Below are 21021 nucleotides of genomic sequence, written 5' to 3'. Positions count from 1 at the left end.
TTGTCACATCAAAACCCTATGTTGGACGGCAAGAAACGGAGTTGAGCAATGAACGCCAATCGGATCATCGACATGATCGTACGTCAGGTCATGCGTCGCCTTGTCAGCAAAGGCGTGGACAAGGGCTTTGACATGGCCAGCCGCATGGGTGGCAAGTCGGATCAGCAAACCGGGGGCGCTAACCGCCCGCAAGACAATGGCCAACGCCCGCCGCAGCACCTGAAACAGGCACAGCGGGTGACCCGCCAAATGCGCCGGTTCATGAAGTTCTAGCCAACAGCCTTGAAATGCTTGGACAGTTTCAGTCCCTGTCCCTGATAGTTTGACGCAATGCCCGCGCCATAAAGCTGCGTGGGCATTTCCGCCATCTTCTCATAGACCAGCCGCCCGACGACCTGGCCGTGCTCCAGCACGAAGGGCGCCTCGTGGCAGCGCACTTCCAGTACACCGCGCGACCCGGCACCGCCGGCTTCGGCGTGGCCGAAGCCCGGATCGAAGAAACCGGCATAATGCACCCGGAATTCACCGACCATCGCCAGATAAGGGGCCATTTCGGCGGCGTACATCGGTGGAATGTGAACGGCCTCGCGGCTGACCAGGATGTAGAACGCACCGGGGTCCAGGATGATGCGGCCATCACGGGTACGCACTTCTTCCCAGTATTCCTGCGGGTCATATTCGCCAATCCGGTCCAGATCGATCACTCCGGTATGCGGCTTGGCGCGGTAGCCCACCAGATCGGTATCGGGCAGTTGCAGATCGACCGAAAAACCCAGCCCGTCCTGAATGACCGCCGGGCCATCGACAAGCGGCGAGTCGTTATGCAGCGCCGTCAGTTCTGCGTCGCTGAGCACCGCCTGACCCTGACGGAAGCGAATCTGGTTCAGCCGCATACCCGGACGCACCAGAACCGAGAAGGAACGGGGGCAAATCTCGGCATAAAGCGGCCCGGTATAACCCGCAGGCACCCGGTCGAACTCGGTGCCGCCATCGGTGATAGTACGGGTCAACAGGTCCAACCGCCCGGTGGAGCTTTTGGCGTTGGCCACAGCTGTCACGCTGGCGGGCAGAGCAAGCGATTCCATCAGCGGCACCAGATAGACGCAGCCTTTTTCCAGCACGGCGCCGTCGGATATGTCGATACGGTGCATTTCGAATTCGGCCAGACGGTCGGCGACGGACCGCCCTTCGCCGGCCAGAAACGATGCGCGCACGCGGTAAGCCACTGTTCCCAGACGCAAATCAAGGCTGGCGGGTTGAACCTGCGCCGGTATGACATCGGGGATGGCGGTGATCTCACCGCGTGCAATCATGCCTTCGATCTGCTGGTTTGGACATACACCTGTCATTCCGATCCCCCCTGATGCCAGAGCGGGATCTGGCCTGTTTGCCATAAACGTCGGTGTGATTTGGTCGGGCTAGCAGGACTCGAACCTGCGACCTTCCGTCCCCCAGACGGACGCGCTACCAGGCTGCGCCATAGCCCGACGTTGAGGTGTTCATAAAGACTTTCCCGGCAGGGGCAAGAGGAAATCATCGCCTTTTTTTCTTATCCCGCCGATCGGTTTTCAATGCGGTGCAGAACGGCGCGCAGATCCTTAGCCACCGGTGCGATCTGTTTCAGCAACTTGTCGTCAAACTCGGTACGATTCCACGCCTGCGTTGCGATTCCGCCCAACAAGGGGCTTTCATCCAAATACTCCGGCTCGGCTTGCGGGGCGGTCTTTTCTGATGCGGGTTTAGCCTGCGGGACCTCCGCTGCCTGCGGGGGCGTGGGGGCGGCTTCGGAATCGCCCAAGTCCAGATCGATTTGTTCGCTGGCCGGGGCTGATTTTGACGTGAAGGGAACAACAACGCTGTCGTTTTTCGGGGTCTCAGGCTCGGCGACTTCATCCAGCCCCTGCGACAGCGCCGCGACATGCGCGACGCCCTGTTCGCGCAGGATGCGTTGGACGCCCTTGATGGTGATCCCGTCCTCGTGCAGCAGCTTTTTGATTCCGCCCAGAAGGCGCATGTCATTGGGCCGGTAATACCGCCGACCCCCGGCGCGTTTCACAGGTTTCACCTGATTGAAACGGCTTTCCCAGAATCGCAGAACATGAGCCTGAACGCCCAGCCAATCCGCAACTTCACTGATTGTGCGAAACGCGTCGGGGGACTTGCTCATGACCTTGCCGCCCTGATCTTACTTGCGGTTCCCTGCCGCGACGCGATCCTTCATCAGGTGCGACGGGCGGAAAGTCAGAACCCGGCGAGGCTGAATCGGAACCTCTTCACCGGTTTTGGGGTTGCGGCCAATGCGGGCGGTCTTGTCCCGAACGCTGAAGGTGCCAAAAGACGAGATCTTAACCTGTTCGCCGCGCACCAGCGCATCGGACATGTGGTTCAGAACGCTTTCGACCAGCTGCGCACTTTCGTTGCGTGACAGGCCAACCTCGCGAAAGACGGCCTCGCTCAGATCCATTCGGGTCAGTGTTTTATCGCCCATACCATTTCCCCTGTTGATACCAAAGAATAGGGCGAGGGGAAATTCGCTGTCAATATCAATGAATTGCAGGCCTGTGTGTAAGCCGTTTTGCGCCGGTTACCAGCGCAGGACAACCGCACCCCAGGCCAGACCGCCACCGATGGCTTCGGTCACGATCAGATCGCCCCGCTTGATCTGCCCACGCTGTTTGCCCACGGACAGCGCCAACGGAATCGACGCGGCAGAGGTGTTGCCGTGGTCCTGCACAGTGACGACCACGTTCTCCATCGGCAGGCCCATTTTCTTGGCCGTGCCCTGAATGATGCGGATATTGGCCTGATGCGGTACGATCCAGTCGACATCCGCGCTTCCGAGGCCAGCGGCCCCCAGTGCGGTTTCCGCAGTTTTTGCCAGTTTTTCAACGGCATGGCGGAAGACCTGATTGCCCTGCATCCGCAAATGGCCGGTCGATTGGGTCGACACGCCGCCATCCACATAAAGCAGGTCCTTGTACCGCCCGTCCGAATTCAGATCGGTGGCCAGAATACCGCGGTCATCGGACGTGCCTTCACCTTCTTGCAGTTCAAGAACCAGCGCACCAGCACCATCGCCGAACAGAACGCAGGTCGATCGGTCTGTCCAGTCCATGATTCGCGAGAAGGTTTCGGCCCCGATCACCAGAACCCGTTTGGCCTGACCGGAAAGGATCAGGGCGTTGGCGTTGCTGAGCGCAAAGACGAACCCGGCGCAGACGGCCTGAACGTCAAAGGCAAAGCCCTTGGTCATGCCCAGCCGCGCCTGAACCATGGTTGCGGCGGACGGGAAAGTCAGATCGGCTGTCGAGGTCGCCACGATGATCGCATCGATATCGTCCACCGTCAGGCCCGCATCGGCCAGCGCGGCTTCGGCCGCCTTGGTGGCCAGATCCGAGGTGGATTCATCATCGGCAGCAAAATGGCGGCGTTCGATACCCGAGCGGGTTCTGATCCACTCATCCGTTGTATCGAGCGTCTTTTCAAACTCGGAGTTCGGAACAACGCGCTCTGGCAAATAATGTCCGACACCTACGACAACTGAACGGCCTGCCATGTTGGGGTACTGCCTTTTTTGTTATTCGCCGGCCTTTGGCGGCGTGTGGACGGCATCTTGTGCAAGCTCGGCTGTTGATGCAACCCGTGCCGCCAATTTTTCGGCGAAACCAGACTGGGCCAGAGTAAAGGCCAGTTTGACTGCCGCTGAGACTCCGGTAGCGTCCGCGCCACCGTGCGATTTGACCACGGTTCCGTTGAGGCCAAGGAAAACTCCGCCATTCACACGGCGCGGGTCGATACGTTTCTTCAGACGGTTCAGCGAGGTGATCGCCAGAACCGAGGCCAGCCGCGACAGGGGCGAATACTTGAACGCCTGGCGCAGCAGATCGCCGATCAGGCTGGCCGTGCCTTCGCCGGTCTTGATCGCGACGTTGCCGGTAAACCCATCGGTTACAATGACATCTGCCTTGTCACCGGGAATGTCGCTGCCTTCGACGAAGCCGACGAAATCGAATTTCGCCTGCTCTGCGAAGTCAGAGATCATCGCGTGCGCCTCTTTCAGCTCGGCGCGGCCCTTGTGTTCTTCGGTGCCCACATTCAGCAGACCGATGCGCGGACGTTCCAGCGCCATGCCATTGCGGGCATAGGACGCGCCCATCAACGCATATTGTAGCAGATCCTTGGCGTCGGCGCGCACATCCGCGCCCACGTCCAGCATCACGTTGAACCCCTGCGGGTTGCGCGACGGCCACAGAATCGCAATCGCCGGACGGTTCACGCCCGGCAATTTGCGCAGCCGCATCATCGACAGCGCCATCAGAGCGCCGGTGTTGCCACAGGAAACAGCGCCATGCGCTTCGCCTGCGCGCACCGAATCCAGCGTCGACCACATCGAGGTCTGTTTGCCGTTGCGAACAACCTGACTGGGCTTGTCCTCCATCGTGACCACATCCGGGGAATCACGAAAAACGACGCGCCCCTGCAGGACACGCCGTTTGGCGACAAGTTTGCGCAGCGTTTGCTCAGGCCCGTGCAGGACGAATGCGATATCGGGATTTATGCTTGCCGATTTGGCAATGCCCGCAACAACAGTTGCGGGCCCCGAGTCTCCGCCCATAGCGTCAACCGAGATGGTAATCCGTCCGGCGTGCGTGGGCTGATCTGTCATGCCTTGCCTGCGCTTTTAAAGGCTTAGGCCGCGTCTTCGTCCAGATCGATTTCGTCGGCTTGCGCGACGACTTCACGATCATCATAGTGACCGCAGGACGCGCACACGTGGTGCGGGCGCTTCAGCTCACCGCAGTTCGGGCATTCGTTCGGGTTTGCAGCAACCAGAGCGTCGTGTGCGCGGCGGTTGTTGCGACGCGACTTGGAAACTTTGTTCTGTTGGACGGCCATGGTCTCAACCTTTGTCTACTGAGGGTCAGCAGATTCGCCGCCGACCGGGTTTCATTCTTCGTTTTTCTCGTGGTTTGACGCGCGTTTAGGGTACGAGCCCCACGTTGTCCAACCCAAATTCCGATGAGCGCGCGAAAATACTGCGATTCTCGACATGTTCAAGCGATTTTTCTGAGCGCCTGCTATGACAGGAAAACAGACCTATGTCACTCGTCTTTTTTCATAGCGTCGCGCAAACCTGCCAACCCGGCAAACGGCTTGACGTCTTCGTCGGTCATTGCCTGTTTTCCGGGTTCAGTAAAGTCGGCCGGACCCAGTTCAGCCCCTTCTTTACGCGGATATTGGGGCAGCGCCAGCGACAGGGCCTCGACCATGACAAGCGCCGGGTCGATCTCGGCGCCCAGCTGTTCGGTCTCGTCATCCTCGGGGACTTCGAACTCGGGCTCTTCAGGATCAACCCAGTCGGCAACAAAGACCCGTGTTACGGGAATGTCGATGCGGGTGGTCACCGGTTCCAGCGTCACCACGCAGGGCTGAATCACCGTGGCGCCCAGTTTTCCGTTCAACGCCCAGTCGCGTTTGCCTTGTGCCCTTACGTCACCCACAAAGCTGAGCTTGCGCAGGCCAAGCAGACCCAGATCGTTCCGGATCGCCTCCAACGCCTTGCTGTCTGGGCGTAAGTCAAAGGGGGTGGCTGCGTTCTGGGGCAGGTCGGCCACCCGCAGAGATGTCTGGTTGCTCATTCGTGACCCTTTCCTGTGTTGAACCGGGGCTGCGGTTTGATGTAAGCGGATAGGGCCCGCACGGGGCCAAGGCAAGAGGGTGTAAATGTTGAAGGTTGTGAACAGGTTGAAACCGGCGTCCAGAACGCTTGCCTTTGCGGCCTGTCTGGCAGCGGCCAGTGCATGTACCCCGGTCTTCAAGAATCACGGGTACATCCCACCCCCTGAGGATCTAGCCGAGATCAAAGTAGGGGTCGACACCCGCGACAGTGTGCTTGAGGCCGTTGGCGCGCCAAGTTCATCTGGCGTGGTCCGCGATTCCGGGTTCTATTATGTCCGATCGCGCATTCGCCACTATGGGCCGAAGAGACCCGAAGTCGTCTCGCGCGAACTGGTGGCGATCAGCTTTGATGATCGGGGCGTCGTTCGGAACATCGAACGGTTCGGGCTTGAGGATGGCATCGTCGTTCCGTTGGACCGCCGCGTGACCGAATCGACGATTCAGGGGCAGGGGTTCATCCGACAGCTGTTGGGTAACATCGGCAACTTTAACCCAGCCAACATCCCGGGAACATCCCAGCAGTAAAAGCCACATCTTGATCTGGTCACACGACAGTCACACATACTGTGGTACTGACGCAGCAAGATGTAACGGGTTGGCAACCGCGGAGGATGCAACCATGGCACTATTGCTCGGCAAAGGCCGATATCGCGCCCGTCTGGCGCAATCGCCGCAGGATGTGGCGGCTGCGCAGCAGTTGCGTACGCTGGCTTTTGGCACGGATCACACCGATCAGGACAATTTCGATCCGGTCTGCTCGCATATCCTGGTCGAAGATTTGCGCGAAGGCGGGCAGCTGGTCTGCTGCTTTCGTATGCTGACCATGGAAAATGGCACCGAGGTCACGCGCAGCTATTCGGCGCAATTCTACGAACTTTCAGCTTTGCAAGGATTCGAAGGGCGCATGGTCGAGATGGGGCGGTTCTGCGTCCACCCCGACTGGACCGACCCGGACATTCTGCGCGTCGCTTGGGGCGCAATGACGGCTTACGTCGATCAGAACGGCGTCGAGATGCTGTTTGGCTGTTCTTCTTTCGCCGGAACCGAGACCGAGGAGTATCTGGACGCGTTTGCCATGCTGAAACATCGGCATCTGGCGCCGAAGCGCTGGCTGCCACGGGTAAAAGCTCCGAATGTGTTCCGGTTCGCCGCGCGCTTGCGCCGCAAGCCGGATGCGAAAAAGGCAATGCTGAGGATGCCGCCGTTGTTGCGAACCTATCTGATGATGGGCGGCTGGGTCAGCGATCACGCGGTTGTGGATCGGCGCATGAACACGCTGCATGTCTTTACCGGGCTGGAAATTGGCGCGATTCCCCCTGCGCGCAAACGTCTGCTGCGGGCGGTTGCCGGGTAATCGCCGTTGACGCCTTGGCCCTGCCAGTTTAGCTGGCGGGCATGGCGAGAATTCCTTTGTTGCAAATGTCCGGTATTTCCCTAACCTTCGGGGGCGATCCGGTGTTTTCCGAGCTTGATCTGGTGGTTCAACCGGGTGACCGCGTGGCGCTGGTCGGGCGAAACGGGTCCGGTAAATCCACGTTGATGAAAGTGATGGCCGGTCTGGTTGAACCCGATCACGGCGATATCGTGGTGCCGCCGGGAAAATCCGTTGGCTACATGGAACAAGACCCGACGATGGAGGGGTTCGCCACGCTGGGCGACTATGCCTCCAGCGGATTGGAACCGGGTGAGCTGTACAAGGTCGAACGCGCCGGTGAAGGGCTAAAGTTTGATCCCTCGCGTGCGGTCGAAACCGCCTCGGGCGGGGAACGGCGGCGTGCGGCGCTGGCCAAGCTGATGGCCGAGGCGCCCGACCTGATGCTGCTGGACGAACCGACCAACCATCTGGATATCGAGGCTATCGCGTGGTTGGAGCGCGAGTTGGGGTCGACCCGCGCGGCATTCGTGCTGATCTCGCACGACCGTGCGTTTTTGCGCGCGCTGACCCGTGCAACGCTGTGGATCGACCGTGGCGCAGTGCGGCGGCAGGAGCAGGGGTTCGACGCCTTTGAGACTTGGCGTGACAAGGTCTGGGAAGAAGAAGACCAACAGCGCCACAAGCTGAACCGCCTGATCAAGTCCGAGGGCAAATGGGCCGTGGAAGGCATCAGTGCCCGCCGCAAACGCAATCAGGGCCGGGTGCGGGCCTTACAGGCATTGCGGGCTGAGAAGGCGGCGCAGATCAAACGTCAGGGCTCGGCCGCGATGACGCTGGAGGCCGGGCCAAAATCCGGGCGAAAGGTGATTGAGGCCAAAGGCTTGGCCAAGACTTTTGACGCGCAGCAGATTGTTCGGAACTTTGACCTCTTGGTACAACGCGGTGACCGCGTGGCCTTTGTTGGTCCCAACGGTGTGGGCAAGACGACGCTGCTGAAGATGCTGCTGGGGCAGGAGCAGCCGGATGAGGGTTCGGTGACACTGGGCACCAACCTTGAGATCGCAATGTTCGACCAGGCCCGCGCGCAGCTCGACCCCGAGATGAGCCTCTGGGACAGCCTGACCGGTGACCCCGAGATGCGGGTGTCGGGCAAGGCCGATCAGGTGATGGTCGGCGGGCAACCCAAACACGTGGTCGGCTACCTCAAGGAGTTCCTGTTCGACGAACGGCAGGCAAGAGCGGCGGTTAAGTCCTTGTCGGGCGGCGAAAAAGCGCGGTTGTTGCTGGCCAAGCTAATGGCCAAATCCTCGAACCTTCTGGTGCTGGACGAACCGACCAACGATCTGGATGTCGAAACACTGGACCTGTTGCAGGAACTGCTGGACGACTACGACGGCACTGTTCTTCTGGTCAGCCACGACCGGGATTTTCTGGACCGCGTCGCCACCACGACCATCGCGATGGAGGGCAATGGCCGCGCCACCGTCTATGCGGGCGGGTGGTCGGACTACATTGCGCAGCGAGGTGACCTTCTTCCGAAGAAAGAAGAAAAAGCAAAGACTTCCAAGCCAAAAATAAAGCAAGAGAACCAGCCGAAATCCGGCCTGTCATTCTCGGAAAAGCACCGGCTTGAGAAACTGCCTGCCGAAATTGAACGCCTTGAGGCCGAGATCGGCAAGCTGGAAGAGCTTATGTCCGACCCCGAACTCTTCACCCGCGAGCCGGTCAAATTCCAGAAGGCGACCGAAGCGCTGGTCGAACGGCAGGAAAAACTGGCCGCCGCCGAAGAAGAATGGCTGACGTTGGAAGAAAAGGCTGAGGGCGCCTAGGGCCGGGGCATCGGTCGGGCAGGGTTGCCCACCACCGTTTCTCCGGCGGCGACGTCTTTGGTCACGACGCTGCCCGCACCGATGGTGGCGTTATCGCCGATGGTGATACCGGGCATCAGGATGGCTCCACCGCCGACCCAGACATTCCGGCCGATGGTCACCGGTAGTCCAATTTCCAGCCCCTGCGCCCGCTCAGCCGGGTCTTTGGCGTGTTGGGCGCAATAGATCTGGACGTGCGGGCCAAACATCGTGTCATCCCCGATCCGCACCGGCGCCGTGTCCAGAACCACGCATCCGGCGTTGAAAAAAACCCGCGCGCCGAGGTGGATGTTCATTCCATAGGCGCAGTGAAACGGGGCTTCGAGAAAGCAATCCGGCCCGGTGCTGGCAAAAAGCGCCTGTAGTTCAGGTGCCATTGCGCTACGGCTATCCGGGGGGCAGGTGTTATGCGCATGAACCGCGCGCCGTGCTTGTGCGCGCAGGGCGTCCAACTCCGAGTCCAAACAGCAATACCACTGCCCGGCCTGCATCTTTTCCCGCTCGGTCATGCGCCAGGCTTACCGCATCCGCAGGGCGCCGTCGATGCGGATGACCTCTCCGTTCAGGTAGCCCATTTCAACGATGAACCCGGCCAGCCGCCCGTATTCACGCGGGTCGCCCAAACGAGCCGGGTTGGGGACGTCGGCGGCCAGCTGCTGTTGTACCTCTTCGGGCAAACCGGCCAGCATGGGGGTCATGAAAATGCCAGGTGCGATGGTCATCACCCGGACGCCGGTCGAGGCCAGATCGCGCGCCATCGGCAGGGTCATCCCCACCACACCACCTTTTGAGGCCGCGTAGGCCGCCTGTCCCTTTTGCCCGTCAAACGCCGCGATTGAGGCTGTATTGATGATCACGCCGCGCGCGCCGTCCGGCTCGGGGTCGTTCTTGGCCATCTCGGGTGCAGCCAGGCGCGAGACGTTGAAGGTGCCGACCAGATTGATGTCGATCGTGCGCTGAAACGCGTCCAGAGGGTGCGGGCCGTCTTTTCCGACCGTCTTTATGCCATAGGCAATACCGGCACAGTTCACCGCAGCCGTGATCCGGCCCATCTTGTCCATGGCCTGCGCAATTGCCGCCGCGACTGATGTTTCGTCGGTTACGTCCGTTTCCACGAAATGCCCGCCGATTTCCGAAGCAACCTGTGCGCCGCGTTCGGCGTCGCGGTCCAGAATGGTGACCTGTGCACCTTGGTCCGCGAAATGGCGGGCGGTGGCCTCACCCAGGCCCGAGGCCCCGCCGGTGACAACCGCGGCTGTAGTGGACAATTGCATGACGGCTCCTTCCCCTCAAGATATGAACATGTGTTCAGTTAATCTGACGATTTAGGTGATGTCCATCATTTTGACGCCAATTTTCTGCGATTCCGGGCGTTTCTCAAGCCATTCTCAGAAGATCTTTAAGTCTGCTTAATGCGCAGGTCTCACATCGATATCAGGCGAAATGGCGCGTCAAGTACGCGTCGTGCAAGGAGACAAGCGTTATGGTCAAGAGTTTGAAGGTGGGAATTCCCGTGCTGGTGACAGCACCGTTTCTGGCAGTGACGGCTGCAAGCAGTGCAGCCGCAGCCCCCGAGGTCTGTAACTGGAAAACGGCGCGGGACGCCGCAAATCGCGGGGATTATCAGACGATGTGCGATTGCCAGCAGGTGACGCCCAGCTTTCTGAAACGTCTGCAAGAGCGGTCGGATTTCCCAGCGACGCTGCGCAATACGTCCGCACAGTGCCCCGGATTGGCCGCTTTGTTGACCGACCAGCCGACAGGCTCGATTAGCGCGTCGGGGAACCCGGGCGAGTCGCGCGGTAGCGATCTGTTTGCAGAGTTCGATTCGGACAACGGCAATGACTCGGGTTCCGGCGGCGGAGGCGGGGGTGGAAACCCCGGTGATGGCGGTGGCGGCCCTGGCGACGGGGGCGGACCCGGTGATGGAGGGGGCGACCCCGGTGACGGCGGTGATCCCGGCAATGGCGGTGGCGGCGGCAACGGCGGCGGCAATGGCGGCGGGAACGGCGGCAACAATGGCGGCGGGAACGGCGGCAACAATGGCGGCGGGAACGGCGGCAACAATGGCGGCGGGAACGGCGGCAACAATGGCGGCGGCAACGGCGGCAACAATGGTGGCGGAAACGGCGGCAACAATGGTGGCCCCGGCAACGGGAACGGAAACAACGGAAACTCTGGCAATGGCGGCAACAATGGTGGCCCCGGCAACGGGAACGGAAACAACGGAAACTCTGGCAATGGCGGAGGAAACAACGGCGGATCCGGCCCCGGAACCGGCAACGGTGGGGGCAACAACGGTCACGGGAATGGCTCTGGCCACGGCGGCGGGGGTCACGGCAACGGTGGCAGCAACGGCGATGGCAAAGGTGGCGGCAAAGGCGGCCACGGTAACGGCGGCCATAATGGCGGCGGCAACGGCGGCGGCAAGGGCGGCAAACGCTAATCCTGCTGAGGCCTGAAACCGCAATGCAGAAAACGAAAACGGCCACCCGATCGGGTGGCCGTCTTTTGTTCGGATCGAGTATCGATCAGCCCAGTTGCACCAGCGCGTGGCGCTTCTTGCCCGCGCTCAGCTTGATCGGTGATGACAGTGCACCTGCGTCGATCATCATCCCGGCATCGGTCAGCGGCGCGTCGTCCAGCTTGGCGCCGTTTTCGGCGATCAGGCGCTTGGCCTCTTTCCCCGACTTCGCCAGCCCCGATTTCACGATGATCTGCACAATGGACATGCCGTCGCCCAACTCATCAACGCTGAGCGTCAGGGTCGGAAGATCGCCCCCAACGCCGCCTTTTTCGAACACTTCGCGTGCGGTGGCTTCGGCGGTTGCCGCGGCCTGAGCGCCGTGGGCCAGGGTGGTCACCTCGTTGGCAAGACGGATCTTGGCTTCGTTGATCTCGGACCCCTGCAGCGCGCCCAAACGGTCACACTCATCCACCGGCATTTCGGTGTAGAGCTTCAGGAACCGCCCGACGTCTGCATCGGTGGTGTTACGCCAGAACTGCCAGAACTCATAGGGCGAACGCATGTCGGCGTTCAGCCACACCGCGCCGTCCTGAGACTTGCCCATCTTCTTGCCATCACTGGTGGTCAGCAGGGGCGAGGTCAGGCCGTAGATCTCGTGATCCAGCACGCGACGGGTCAGGTCGATCCCGTTGACGATATTGCCCCACTGATCACTGCCGCCCATCTGCAGTACGCAGCCATAGCGGCGGTTCAGCTCAAGGAAGTCATAGGCCTGCAGGATCATGTAGTTGAACTCGAGGAAGCTCAGCGACTGTTCGCGATCCAGCCGCGATTTCACGGATTCAAACGACAGCATCCGGTTGACCGAGAAATGCCGTCCGATATCGCGCAGGAAATCGAGGTAGTTCAACTCGTCCAGCCATTCGGCATTGTTCAGCATCAGCGCCTTGTTCTCGGCGTCGCAGTCATAGTCGATATAGGCCGAGAACACCTTTTTGATGCCTGCGATGTTTTCGTCGATCTGTTCGGGGCCCAGCAGGGGGCGCTCATCCGCGCGGAACGACGGGTCGCCCACCTTGGTGGTGCCGCCACCCATCAGGGTGATTGGCTGGTGGCCTGTTTTCTGAAACCAGCGCAGCATCATGATCTGGATCAGGCTGCCCACATGCAACGACTTGGCCGTTGCATCAAAGCCGATATAGGCCGGCTTGCATCCACTCATCAGCGCTTCGTCAAGGCCCTGATAATCGGTGCAGTCGGCGAGAAAGCCGCGCTCGATCATCGTGGCGATGAAATCCGATTTGGGATGGTAGGTCATATCGTGCCCTTTGGGTTGAAGTTGCGGGCACTGTATAGGCGGCGCGTTGGGTAAGGAAAAGGCACCTTTTCCAACATTACGGGGGCCTGTGTCAGCTTTTGGTTGGTGGCAAGCGGAAGGCATAGAGCATTGCGATCAGGTTGAGCACAGCCAAGGCCAGGATCGGTGTCACCGGATCGTGCAGATGCGCCACCGCGCCAAGGATCGCGGCAAAGACCATCCCGACCAGACCGGCACTGACATCTCCGAGGGCCACCAGATAAGGGCGTTCCTTTTCCGAGGTCATTTCGATGATGTAGAGGTACCGCCCGTAGATCACTCCGTTCCCACCCAGCGACAGCAGCAGAATGACCAGCGCATAGATCCAGACATTCTGCGCATAGCCCATGAAGGTGAAGGCCAGCGCCATGAGGGCCGAAACCGCCGAGATCAGGCAGCCCAGCCACATCACCGGCTTGACCGAGATCCGCCCGCTGAGCCAACCCCAGATGATCGAGCCGAGCACCATCCCCAGACTGGCCGCCATGACAAAATAGCTTAGTGCGTGTTTGGTCCCCACGTGGAAGGTCGCCGCATGGATCGTATAGAACGGCATTGCCAGTTCCACCGAGACAAAGATCAGCCGGGCAGTCAGGAACTTGCGATACCACGTATAGGCCATGCCGGTTTTGAACCCGGTCACCAGTTCGGCCAGCGGTCTGGGTTTTTCTGCAGGCGCAGGCGCGCGGGCCTGTTCCTCTTCCAGCAGGCGTACACCGGCAAAGCTGATCCCGGCGGCGAACATCGCAATGACCCCGCACCACAGGACGACAATGTGGCGCTGCATCGGCTGGTCCGAGGCCAGCAGATCTCGGGTTATCCAGACGACAAGGATGGCCAGAATGCCCGAGATCGTAGCCTGCGCAAACACCATCCGGTTGCGTTTCTCATTGGGCACAGAGATGCCGTAGATCTGGCTGGTGCCCAAACTGGTGATGCCCTGACACAGACCCATGATCAAAGCGGTCGTCAGGAACAGCAGCACGATCATCACATTGGGCAGATCGGTTGCGAACAGGGCGACGATGGCCAGAATCGCGGCGGTCAGGATGTTGGGCACGTAGACCGCCAGTTTCGCGCGGGTCACCCGATTGATGAACGGCGACATGAAAATCTCGGCAATCAGTCGCGATCCGGTCACAAACGGCAGCAGCAGACCCGCAAAGAACGTCGGCGCCCCCAGGGCCAGGTATAGAAACGGCAGCACCAGATTAGGGTTCACCAACTGCCCGCCAATCGTCGCCAGCGACCCCGACCAGAAGATCAGCTGGTAATTGCGCCCTCCGGCGGGTTGCTTGGGTGTCTCAATGTCCGTCATGGCTGTCCGTTTGGCATGCAGATGACTGCAATGGTTACTCAGCCCGGGCTTTGGTGCAACTGTTCCGACTGGCGCGATGTGGTTGCAGGCGCGCACATGGCGTCAAAAATACACGCGGAAGGTGCGTTCTGTCTTGCCTTGGGCCGCGTGAAACGTGCAGGTTTGGCGCGCCGCGTCGCGCAGTCGATGCCAAGAAACATAAGAGGTGAGCGTGAACCGGGCGATCAGGAAAGGCGGGCCGATCAAGGCCCTGGGTGCGATGTCTGGCACGTCGCTGGACGGTGTGGATACGGCTGTGGTCGAAACGGACGGGCACCGGATCATCGGTTTCGGGCCCAGCGGCTACCGCGCTTATTCCGAGGCCGAACGCGCCGATCTGCGCGCTGCCCTTGGCCATTGGCACGGACCTGCGGTGGACAAGGCGGCCGAACTGGTGACCTTTGCCCATGCCGAGGCATTGTCAGAGTTCGAAGACGTCGACCTGATCGGGTTCCACGGCCAGACCCTTGCACATGAACCAAGTGGACGGGGTACGTTGCAGGTGGGCGACGGCAAGGGGCTGGCGCAGGCGCTGGGCGTGCCGGTCGTCTGGGATTTCCGCAGCGATGACGTGGCGATGGGGGGCGAGGGCGCCCCGCTGGCGCCATTCTTCCACTTTGCCTGTGCCAAATGGATCGGCGCGACCGAGCCGCTGTGTTTCCTGAACCTCGGCGGCGTAGGGAACCTGACCTATGTGGACCCCAGCTTTGACGGGCCCGAAACCCCCGGCGCGTTGCTTGCCTTCGATACAGGTCCGGCCAATGCACCTGTGGACGATCTGATGCAGGCCCGGCTTGGCCTGCCAATGGACCGCGACGGCGCGGTGGCACGTGGCGGCACGGTCGAGACCGGCGCGCTGGAATTGTTTCTGGCCGAGCCGTTTTTTGCTCGGATGCCGCCAAAATCACTGGACCGCAACGACTTTGCCGAGATGATCGGGCTGGTACAGGAGCTGTCCGACGCCGACGCCGTCGCTACCCTGACGGGCATGTGCGCAGCGGGCGTGGTGCAGGGGATGGAGCATTGCCCGAAACAGCCCTCGCGCGTGTTGGTAACCGGAGGTGGACGCCACAACCCGGTGCTGATGGAGATGCTGCGCGTGTCGCTCGATTGTCCGGTTGAACCGGTCGAAGCCGTGGGCCTGGACGGAGACATGCTCGAGGCGCAGGCCTTTGCCTATCTGGCCGTGCGGGTGGCGCGTGGATTGCCGACCTCATGCCCGGGCACGACAGGGGTTAAGGCGCTGGTCGGGGGCGGGGTGCTGAGCGCGGTCTGAGCAGTTTAAGACATTTCAAATGCTCCTTGCCGGATTAGCCTTGGCGGATTTCCCTCTGGGCCAGTGCTCTTGTTTTGTGGTGCACGAGTGATCGTCTTCACCACATGACGTTCAACGATGGTCAGGGCCTTAAATTGACCACAATTCGCGGTGAAACAATCCGCGATTTCTTTGGTGGAGAAGATTTTTGGAAAGTATTCTAATCGCTTCGTTTTTTGTGTTTGTGGTCGCGCTGGTTGGCCATCGTGCGCGCAACCCCAGCCCGGCTGAACTGTCCCTGATTGCAGACCCGCAGAGCCGCCCAAACACGGTTGGTCTTTACCTGCTGCACGGTCTTTCCACCTTTATTCATCCCAGCGCGAACGAAACGGTTGCTTTTAGCCGCAGGTATGATGCAACGCCGTTCACCTTGAAAACGGCGGCATGGGCAATTGGACTGTCTTCGGGTTTCGTGACGAGTGCGATTTACCTCGGCTGGGCGATGTTTGATATCACCACGATTGGAGAATGGAGCTTTTTCAAGCCTGACGTTCCGGAAGGCAAAAGATGGTTCCAAACAGCTGTTTCTGTTGTTCCAATGATCCTGCTCGTCGTTGCCGCCGCGGACAGAGACACGATAAGCGAGCGCTTCCCTGATGCGGTTAAGCCGCATTACGACTTTATTGTAATTGTCAGCTTTTTTGCCTTCGTCGTCTTGCACATGATTTACTTCGGAAACAACGGCCTTTTGACGCTGTCTATCCCTTTGGTGATGTTGTTTCCGTCCGAGCGGTTGATGGCTCTGTTAGGCATAACTTGTGCCTATGCCGGTGTTGCATTGGGGTATCTGGGTGAAACCAGCGCCACGCAGGGCGCCATGGTGGTCTTCATTTTGATTGTTGCGGTGGTCACATGGCTGGCCTTTGTCGCGACCGTCGAAATCCTGAGCGCCTTGCGATGGTACGACAGCGGCGGTGCAATGATCCTGGTTGGGATGATTGGTAGCGTAGCTATAGGGTTGATGCTGGCGCTGATCGCGCCGATCGTAATGGTTTTCGTCCTTTTCGCCATAATGACAACAACGCCAGAACAAGTGCATTCCGATTGGGTGAACATTGTCGGGGTGTTTCGGGAAGGCGGAACACAAGCGGCCGTGATGCTGGGAATAGCCTGTATTCCGCCACTTCTTCCGGGACTTTGGTTTTTGGGGCGGGGTCTTGGCACGCTCATCGCGCGCAATACCCCAATGATGCCCCGGTTCATAAAAAGTCTTGAGACAGTTCAGGGTCGGCTGACGCAATCACAGATGGATGACATGATGCGCCCCTACCGCCGCGCCTACACGGTTGGTTTCACCGCAGCCAGTGTCCTTGTCCTGACGCTGTTTGCGGCTGAGTTTTGGTTGCTTGTCAATTTGCTGACCGCAGCGGGATAACGGACAGGGCCTGTCTCATGGCAGTTCGGTCGGGGGCTACCCCCGCGGGATGTCAAATCCAGGCTCGGCCAGAACGAACCCGTCGAACTCGAACCCCGGTGAGACGGTGCAACTGACCAGAGTGTAGTCTCCGGTGGTTTGCGCCGATTGCCAGTGGTTCTCGGGCACGATGACCTGCGGTGCGCCCTTGGTCAGGTCCGGCGTCAGCAGGTGGTCGGTTGCGGGGCCGTCATCCGTGGCGCTGAGCGACAGGGTCAGCGGCGCGCCGGCGTGATACAGCCAGATCTCGGTCGCGTCGACACGGTGCCAGTGGCTGCGCTCACCCTTTGGCAGCAGGAAATAGATACAGGTACCTGTGGCGCGGCCCTTGTTTTCCGCACGCCATGTCTCGCGAAACCAGCCGCCCTCGGGGTGGCGTGCCAGGTTCAGGTGGTCGATGATCTCTTGCGCGGTCATAGGGTCCTCGGTGTTGTTTGGCGCGATTATGCACGCAGGCGCGCGATCCGCTATGGTATTCGTGTGTTTCAGCAATATGTTTGCGGCATGACCCTGACGATCCCGTTTGACAACAGCTACGCCCGGCTTCCCAACAGCTTCTATGCGCGGCAAGCGCCAATACCGGTGCGCGCGCCACGGCTGGTCGCATTTAACGAGGAATTGGCGCAAATCCTGCGTATCACTCCCGGTGACGTGCATGAGATGGCCGAAGCTTTTGCGGGTAACACGCTGCCTGATGGGGCCGAGCCGATTGCGCAGCTTTACTCGGGGCACCAATTCGGCAGCTATAACCCTCAGCTTGGCGACGGGCGTGCGGTTCTGCTGGGTGAAACAGTCGGCACCGATGGCATCCGGCGGGACATCCAGTTGAAGGGCTCTGGCCCTACACCGTTTAGCCGCAGAGGGGATGGCCGGGCATGGCTAGGACCAGTGCTGCGCGAATACGTAGTGTCCGAGGCGATGCACGCGCTGGGCATCCCGACCACCCGTGCGCTGGCGGCGGTAGAGACCGGAGAGATCGTTTTGCGCGAAGGCCCGATGCCCGGCGCGGTGCTGACCCGCGTGGCGCAAAGCCATCTGCGCGTGGGGACGTTTCAGGTGTTTGCCGGGCGCGGGCAGATCGAAAACCTGCGGAAACTGACCGATTACTCCATTGCCCGACATTACCCGAATGCCGATGGGCCAATGGGCCTGCTACGCGCGGTGCGGGATGCGCAGGCGCAGTTGATCGCACAGTGGATGAGCGTGGGGTTCATTCATGGGGTGATGAATACCGACAATTGCTCGATTGCCGGGGAAACCATCGACTATGGGCCCTGCGCTTTCATGGACAGCTATCATCCGAATACGGTCTACAGCTCGATCGACCAGATGGGGCGCTATGCCTATTCCAACCAGCCGGACATTGCGGTGTGGAACCTTGCGCAACTGGCAACGGCGCTGATCCAGCAGGTTGACGACCCCGAGGCCGCCGTCGAAGAAGCCACCGAGATCGTGCACGCCATGCCGGGTCTGATCCATCAGGAATGGCTGGGGCGGTTCCGGGCCAAGATTGGCCTGACCAACAAAGAGGATGACGACGAAGCCCTGATCACCGATCTGCTGACCCGGATGGCACATAACAGCGCCGATTTCACCAACACGTTCCGGGCGCTGGGCGGTGACAATGCACGCGATCAGTTCCTGACGCCCGAGGCCTTTGACGCATGGGCCGTCGGCTGGCAGGCGCGGTTGAAACGGGAACAGGACCCGCAGGCAGTGATGAACACCGCCAACCCCGCCTTCATCCCCCGCAACCACCGGGTCGAGCAGATGATACAGGCGGCTGTTCAGGGCGACTATGCCCCGTTCCATCGTTTGACCAAAGTTCTGGCGCGGCCCTACACCGCTCAGCCAGAGGCGGTTGATCTGACCTATCCTCCGACCGAACAGGAAGTGGTCCGCGCGACGTTCTGCGGGACGTGACGTGGCCTCAAAGAGGCTGAGAAAACGGTTCTCTGAGGGTTCCGGAAAGCTATACTCCCCACTGCCAGGAGGATGCGACGTGAACCAGAACACAAAATACGAACGCTTCAAAGCGCTTCACGACAAGGATGAAGCATTTGTTATTCCGAACCCCTGGGATGCGGGCTCTGCGCGGTTGCTGGCCAGCATGGGGTTCGACGCATTGGCATCCACAAGCGCCGGATACGCCTTTTCCAAAGGTAAGCGGGATTCATTTGCCAGCCTTGGTCGGGACGAAATTCTGTTGAATGCAGCCGAGATTGTTCAGGCGACGGATTTGCCGGTCACCGCCGATCTGGAAGACGGGTTTGGCGCTAGCCCCGAAGCCTGCGCGGAAACGATCAGGCAGGCCATCGATATAGGCTTGGTCGGTGGATCCATCGAAGATGCCACGGGTGATGAAAGCGATCCGATCTACGCACTGCCAATTGCGGTCGACCGCATTCGTGCGGCGGCGGACGCCTTGCGGGGAAAACCGTTTCTGTTGACTGCCCGGGCCGAGGGTTTTCTGTGGGGGCGAAAAGACCTGTCGGACACGATCAGACGCCTGCAGGCGTTCTCGGACGCTGGCGCGGATGTTCTTTATGCGCCCGGGCTTCCGGATATCGAGGCAATCCGAACTGTTTGCAGCGCTTTGGACAAGCCCGTGAATGTTGTGATGGGGCTGCAAGCGCCGACATATACCGTCGCGCAACTGTCCGAGGCCGGGGTCAGGCGGATCAGCGTGGGGGGATCGTTTGCCCGTGCTGCATTCGGAGCGTTGCAACGTGCCGCGCTTGAGGTCAGGGACCTGGGAACCTTTACCTATGCCCGTGATGCGATGTCCGGAGATGCGATCACTGAAGTGATGTCGCAACGCAAGCTATCGGATCGCCAATAACCATCCGGTATCAAGTCAGGTGCCAAGACGCCGAAAGGGAAGGGTGAATCCGGATTCCTTTGTCGCAGTTCGCGGGCCGGCGCTAGAAAACTTCCAAATCAAACGGCCCTGCGGCTTACCCTCAAAGAAGAATGCTGCATAATGGGTGTTTCAGGGGGCTATTCAGATTTGAATTAGGGAGCACAGAATGCGCTACTCCATATTGCTGGAAGACGCAGAAGGCGTTTCGTATTTTGAAGACCGGGACGTTGACCAGGACCTGAAGACCTTCGCCCCGCCTGCTGCGCCATTCTACGCATCGGGCGAGTATGATGCCGCGGGCTTTGTCTTCCTCACCTTGCCCGCCGGGTGGAAGGGAGTGCCGCATCGCTCTCCCAAACGGCAGCTTGCGACGGTTTTGTCGGGTACGTTTCGCGTTCAGGCCGGATCGGGGGAAATCCGCGACTTTACCGTCGGTGATCTGTTCTGGGCAGAGGATACTAACGGGACAGGCCATGCCTCCTCTGCCGAAGGGGACGAGCCCGTCAATTTGATGGTTACGCAGTTTTGAGAGAAATCGGATAGCCGCGCACCGCTTCATGCCAATCACAGGACATCCATGACCCAAACCTCAACCCTGCGCATCGCCAGCTATAACATCCAGAAATGTGTAGGCCTCGATTTCCGGCGGCAACCTCAACGCATCATGCAGGTTATCGACAGCATGAAGGCGGATATCGTGGTGCTGCAAGAGGCCGACAAACGCTTGCCGCCGCGGCCCGCCGCCTTGCCGCACTTCATGCTGGATGAGGCCGGTTGGCAGATTGTCGATCTGGGCGGGGCGGGCAGTCTGGGTTGGCACGGCAACGCCGTGATTTGGCGCGGGGATGCAATCCGGGTACGGCAGGCCGGTCACCACGACCTGCCGGGGTTGGAGCCTCGGGGCGCGGTGCGGGTGGAGTTCGATACCCATATCGGGCCGTTGCGGGTGATGGGAATGCACCTGGGGTTGTTGCCTGCGTCCCGGCGCCAGCAGATCACCCATATCCGTCGATTTGACGATGATCTGGACCATATGCCCACCGTCTGGGCCGGAGATTTCAACGAATGGTCGCGACAGCCGGTGCTGGATCATCTGGCCCCTGACATGCGCTTTTTGCCGCCCGTTCCCAGTTTTCCGGCGGCGCAGCCATTGGGGGCACTGGATCGGATCGCGCTGGGCGCGGGGCTTGAGGCTGTGGTGCATGGCGTCCACGACGCGCGGCCGGCGCATATCGCCTCGGACCATCTGCCGATCTGGGCGGATCTGCGAGTGGCGCGGGAAACCGCAATTCCGCGGTAGCGCCAGCCGTCCAGACGTATTAAGAC

At 60.4% G+C, this 21021-nt stretch carries 23 protein-coding genes and 1 tRNA gene; 11 read left to right on the top strand and 13 right to left on the bottom strand.

The annotated features are described in order from the left end of the window. Nucleotides 1-48 precede the first annotated feature (48 nt). A complete protein-coding gene (locus GOX88_RS04250; RefSeq protein ID WP_170399595.1) occupies nucleotides 49-273 on the top strand; it encodes a hypothetical protein in 225 nt (74 codons plus the stop codon). Here the strand turns inward: GOX88_RS04250 and GOX88_RS04245 are convergent. The 8 genes from GOX88_RS04245 to GOX88_RS04210 form a co-directional block, all read right to left on the bottom strand. Further along, the gene (locus GOX88_RS04245) at nucleotides 270-1349 is read right to left on the bottom strand and encodes a 2'-deoxycytidine 5'-triphosphate deaminase (RefSeq protein ID WP_170399592.1); all 1080 of its coding nucleotides are present in this window, start codon (nucleotides 1347-1349) and stop codon (nucleotides 270-272) included. The genes GOX88_RS04250 and GOX88_RS04245 overlap by 4 nt on opposite strands. Before the next feature lie 61 nt (nucleotides 1350-1410). Continuing rightward, a tRNA-Pro gene (locus GOX88_RS04240) sits at nucleotides 1411-1487 on the bottom strand. Between the two features lie 62 nt (nucleotides 1488-1549). Continuing rightward, entirely contained in the window at nucleotides 1550-2167 is a 618-nt protein-coding gene (locus GOX88_RS04235; protein WP_170399589.1) for a MerR family transcriptional regulator, read from the bottom strand. 18 nt (nucleotides 2168-2185) lie between these two features. Further along, the gene (gene ihfA, locus GOX88_RS04230) at nucleotides 2186-2488 is read right to left on the bottom strand and encodes an integration host factor subunit alpha (RefSeq protein ID WP_008755922.1); all 303 of its coding nucleotides are present in this window, start codon (nucleotides 2486-2488) and stop codon (nucleotides 2186-2188) included. A 96-nt stretch (nucleotides 2489-2584) separates the two neighbouring features. Continuing rightward, complete coding sequence (locus GOX88_RS04225) at nucleotides 2585-3556, bottom strand: beta-ketoacyl-ACP synthase III (protein ID WP_170399587.1); 972 nt, start codon at nucleotides 3554-3556, stop codon at nucleotides 2585-2587. Nucleotides 3557-3577: 21 nt separating this feature from the next. Then, nucleotides 3578-4666 carry a phosphate acyltransferase PlsX gene (gene plsX / locus GOX88_RS04220; protein WP_170399584.1) on the bottom strand — a complete coding sequence of 363 codons (1089 nt, stop codon included), beginning with the start codon at nucleotides 4664-4666 and terminating at the stop codon, nucleotides 3578-3580. Nucleotides 4667-4689: 23 nt separating this feature from the next. After that, nucleotides 4690-4896: a 50S ribosomal protein L32 gene (gene rpmF / locus GOX88_RS04215; protein ID WP_008756996.1), complete on the bottom strand. Its 207-nt coding sequence runs from the start codon at nucleotides 4894-4896 to the stop codon at nucleotides 4690-4692. Between the two features lie 206 nt (nucleotides 4897-5102). After that, nucleotides 5103-5639, bottom strand: a complete 537-nt coding sequence (locus tag GOX88_RS04210) for a YceD family protein (RefSeq protein ID WP_170399581.1) — start codon at nucleotides 5637-5639, stop codon at nucleotides 5103-5105. An 85-nt stretch (nucleotides 5640-5724) separates the two neighbouring features. Here GOX88_RS04210 and GOX88_RS04205 point away from each other — a divergent pair, with 85 nt between their 5' ends. From GOX88_RS04205 to GOX88_RS04195, 3 genes are all read left to right on the top strand, one after another. Next, a complete protein-coding gene (locus GOX88_RS04205; RefSeq protein WP_170399578.1) occupies nucleotides 5725-6204 on the top strand; it encodes an outer membrane protein assembly factor BamE in 480 nt (159 codons plus the stop codon). A 94-nt stretch (nucleotides 6205-6298) separates the two neighbouring features. After that, complete coding sequence (locus tag GOX88_RS04200; RefSeq protein ID WP_170399576.1) at nucleotides 6299-7033, top strand: GNAT family N-acetyltransferase; 735 nt, start codon at nucleotides 6299-6301, stop codon at nucleotides 7031-7033. Between the two features lie 41 nt (nucleotides 7034-7074). Beyond that, a complete protein-coding gene (locus GOX88_RS04195) occupies nucleotides 7075-8883 on the top strand; it encodes an ABC-F family ATP-binding cassette domain-containing protein (protein WP_254436145.1) in 1809 nt (602 codons plus the stop codon). Here the strand turns inward: GOX88_RS04195 and GOX88_RS04190 are convergent. Both GOX88_RS04190 and GOX88_RS04185 read right to left on the bottom strand, forming a co-directional pair. Then, complete coding sequence (locus GOX88_RS04190) at nucleotides 8880-9431, bottom strand: sugar O-acetyltransferase (protein WP_170399570.1); 552 nt, start codon at nucleotides 9429-9431, stop codon at nucleotides 8880-8882. The genes GOX88_RS04195 and GOX88_RS04190 overlap by 4 nt on opposite strands. 9 nt (nucleotides 9432-9440) lie before the next feature. Next, nucleotides 9441-10196 (bottom strand): 3-hydroxyacyl-CoA dehydrogenase, encoded by a 756-nt coding sequence (locus GOX88_RS04185; RefSeq protein ID WP_170399567.1) that lies wholly within the window; start codon nucleotides 10194-10196, stop codon nucleotides 9441-9443. Nucleotides 10197-10405: 209 nt separating this feature from the next. Between GOX88_RS04185 and GOX88_RS04180 the strand changes: the two genes are divergently transcribed. Further along, nucleotides 10406-11368 carry a hypothetical protein gene (locus GOX88_RS04180; protein ID WP_170399564.1) on the top strand — a complete coding sequence of 321 codons (963 nt, stop codon included), beginning with the start codon at nucleotides 10406-10408 and terminating at the stop codon, nucleotides 11366-11368. A gap of 85 nt (nucleotides 11369-11453) precedes the next feature. Here the strand turns inward: GOX88_RS04180 and tyrS are convergent, their stop codons facing one another. Further along, nucleotides 11454-12707 carry a tyrosine--tRNA ligase gene (gene tyrS / locus GOX88_RS04175; RefSeq protein ID WP_170399561.1) on the bottom strand — a complete coding sequence of 418 codons (1254 nt, stop codon included), beginning with the start codon at nucleotides 12705-12707 and terminating at the stop codon, nucleotides 11454-11456. A 91-nt stretch (nucleotides 12708-12798) separates the two neighbouring features. Beyond that, on the bottom strand, nucleotides 12799-14064 hold the full coding sequence (locus GOX88_RS04170; protein WP_170399558.1) for an MFS transporter: 1266 nt from the start codon (nucleotides 14062-14064) through the stop codon (nucleotides 12799-12801). Between the two features lie 211 nt (nucleotides 14065-14275). On the opposite strand from GOX88_RS04170, the gene GOX88_RS04165 reads away from it, so the two are divergent. Both GOX88_RS04165 and GOX88_RS04160 read left to right on the top strand, forming a co-directional pair. Beyond that, on the top strand, nucleotides 14276-15379 hold the full coding sequence (locus GOX88_RS04165; protein WP_170399555.1) for an anhydro-N-acetylmuramic acid kinase: 1104 nt from the start codon (nucleotides 14276-14278) through the stop codon (nucleotides 15377-15379). A 187-nt stretch (nucleotides 15380-15566) separates the two neighbouring features. Continuing rightward, nucleotides 15567-16793 carry a hypothetical protein gene (locus GOX88_RS04160; protein WP_170399552.1) on the top strand — a complete coding sequence of 409 codons (1227 nt, stop codon included), beginning with the start codon at nucleotides 15567-15569 and terminating at the stop codon, nucleotides 16791-16793. A gap of 36 nt (nucleotides 16794-16829) precedes the next feature. On the opposite strand, the gene GOX88_RS04155 is transcribed toward GOX88_RS04160, so the two are convergent. Further along, a complete protein-coding gene (locus tag GOX88_RS04155; RefSeq protein WP_170399549.1) occupies nucleotides 16830-17249 on the bottom strand; it encodes a cupin domain-containing protein in 420 nt (139 codons plus the stop codon). Between the two features lie 87 nt (nucleotides 17250-17336). On the opposite strand from GOX88_RS04155, the gene GOX88_RS04150 reads away from it, so the two are divergent. From GOX88_RS04150 to GOX88_RS04135, 4 genes are all read left to right on the top strand, one after another. Further along, the gene (locus GOX88_RS04150; RefSeq protein WP_170399546.1) at nucleotides 17337-18755 is read left to right on the top strand and encodes a protein adenylyltransferase SelO; all 1419 of its coding nucleotides are present in this window, start codon (nucleotides 17337-17339) and stop codon (nucleotides 18753-18755) included. A gap of 79 nt (nucleotides 18756-18834) precedes the next feature. Beyond that, nucleotides 18835-19674, top strand: a complete 840-nt coding sequence (locus tag GOX88_RS04145) for an isocitrate lyase/PEP mutase family protein (RefSeq protein WP_170399543.1) — start codon at nucleotides 18835-18837, stop codon at nucleotides 19672-19674. 187 nt (nucleotides 19675-19861) lie between these two features. Beyond that, a complete protein-coding gene (locus tag GOX88_RS04140; RefSeq protein ID WP_170399541.1) occupies nucleotides 19862-20224 on the top strand; it encodes a cupin domain-containing protein in 363 nt (120 codons plus the stop codon). Nucleotides 20225-20272: 48 nt separating this feature from the next. Further along, a complete protein-coding gene (locus tag GOX88_RS04135) occupies nucleotides 20273-20995 on the top strand; it encodes an endonuclease/exonuclease/phosphatase family protein (protein ID WP_170399538.1) in 723 nt (240 codons plus the stop codon). Nucleotides 20996-21021: the final 26 nt, after the last annotated feature.

Origin of the sequence: Ruegeria arenilitoris, assembly GCF_013030985.1 — a bacterium.
GTDB classification, from domain to species: Bacteria; Pseudomonadota; Alphaproteobacteria; order Rhodobacterales; family Rhodobacteraceae; genus Ruegeria; species Ruegeria arenilitoris_B.
The sequence above is the reverse complement of the archived record's forward strand: the minus strand, read 5'-3'. Positions and strand labels throughout refer to the sequence as shown.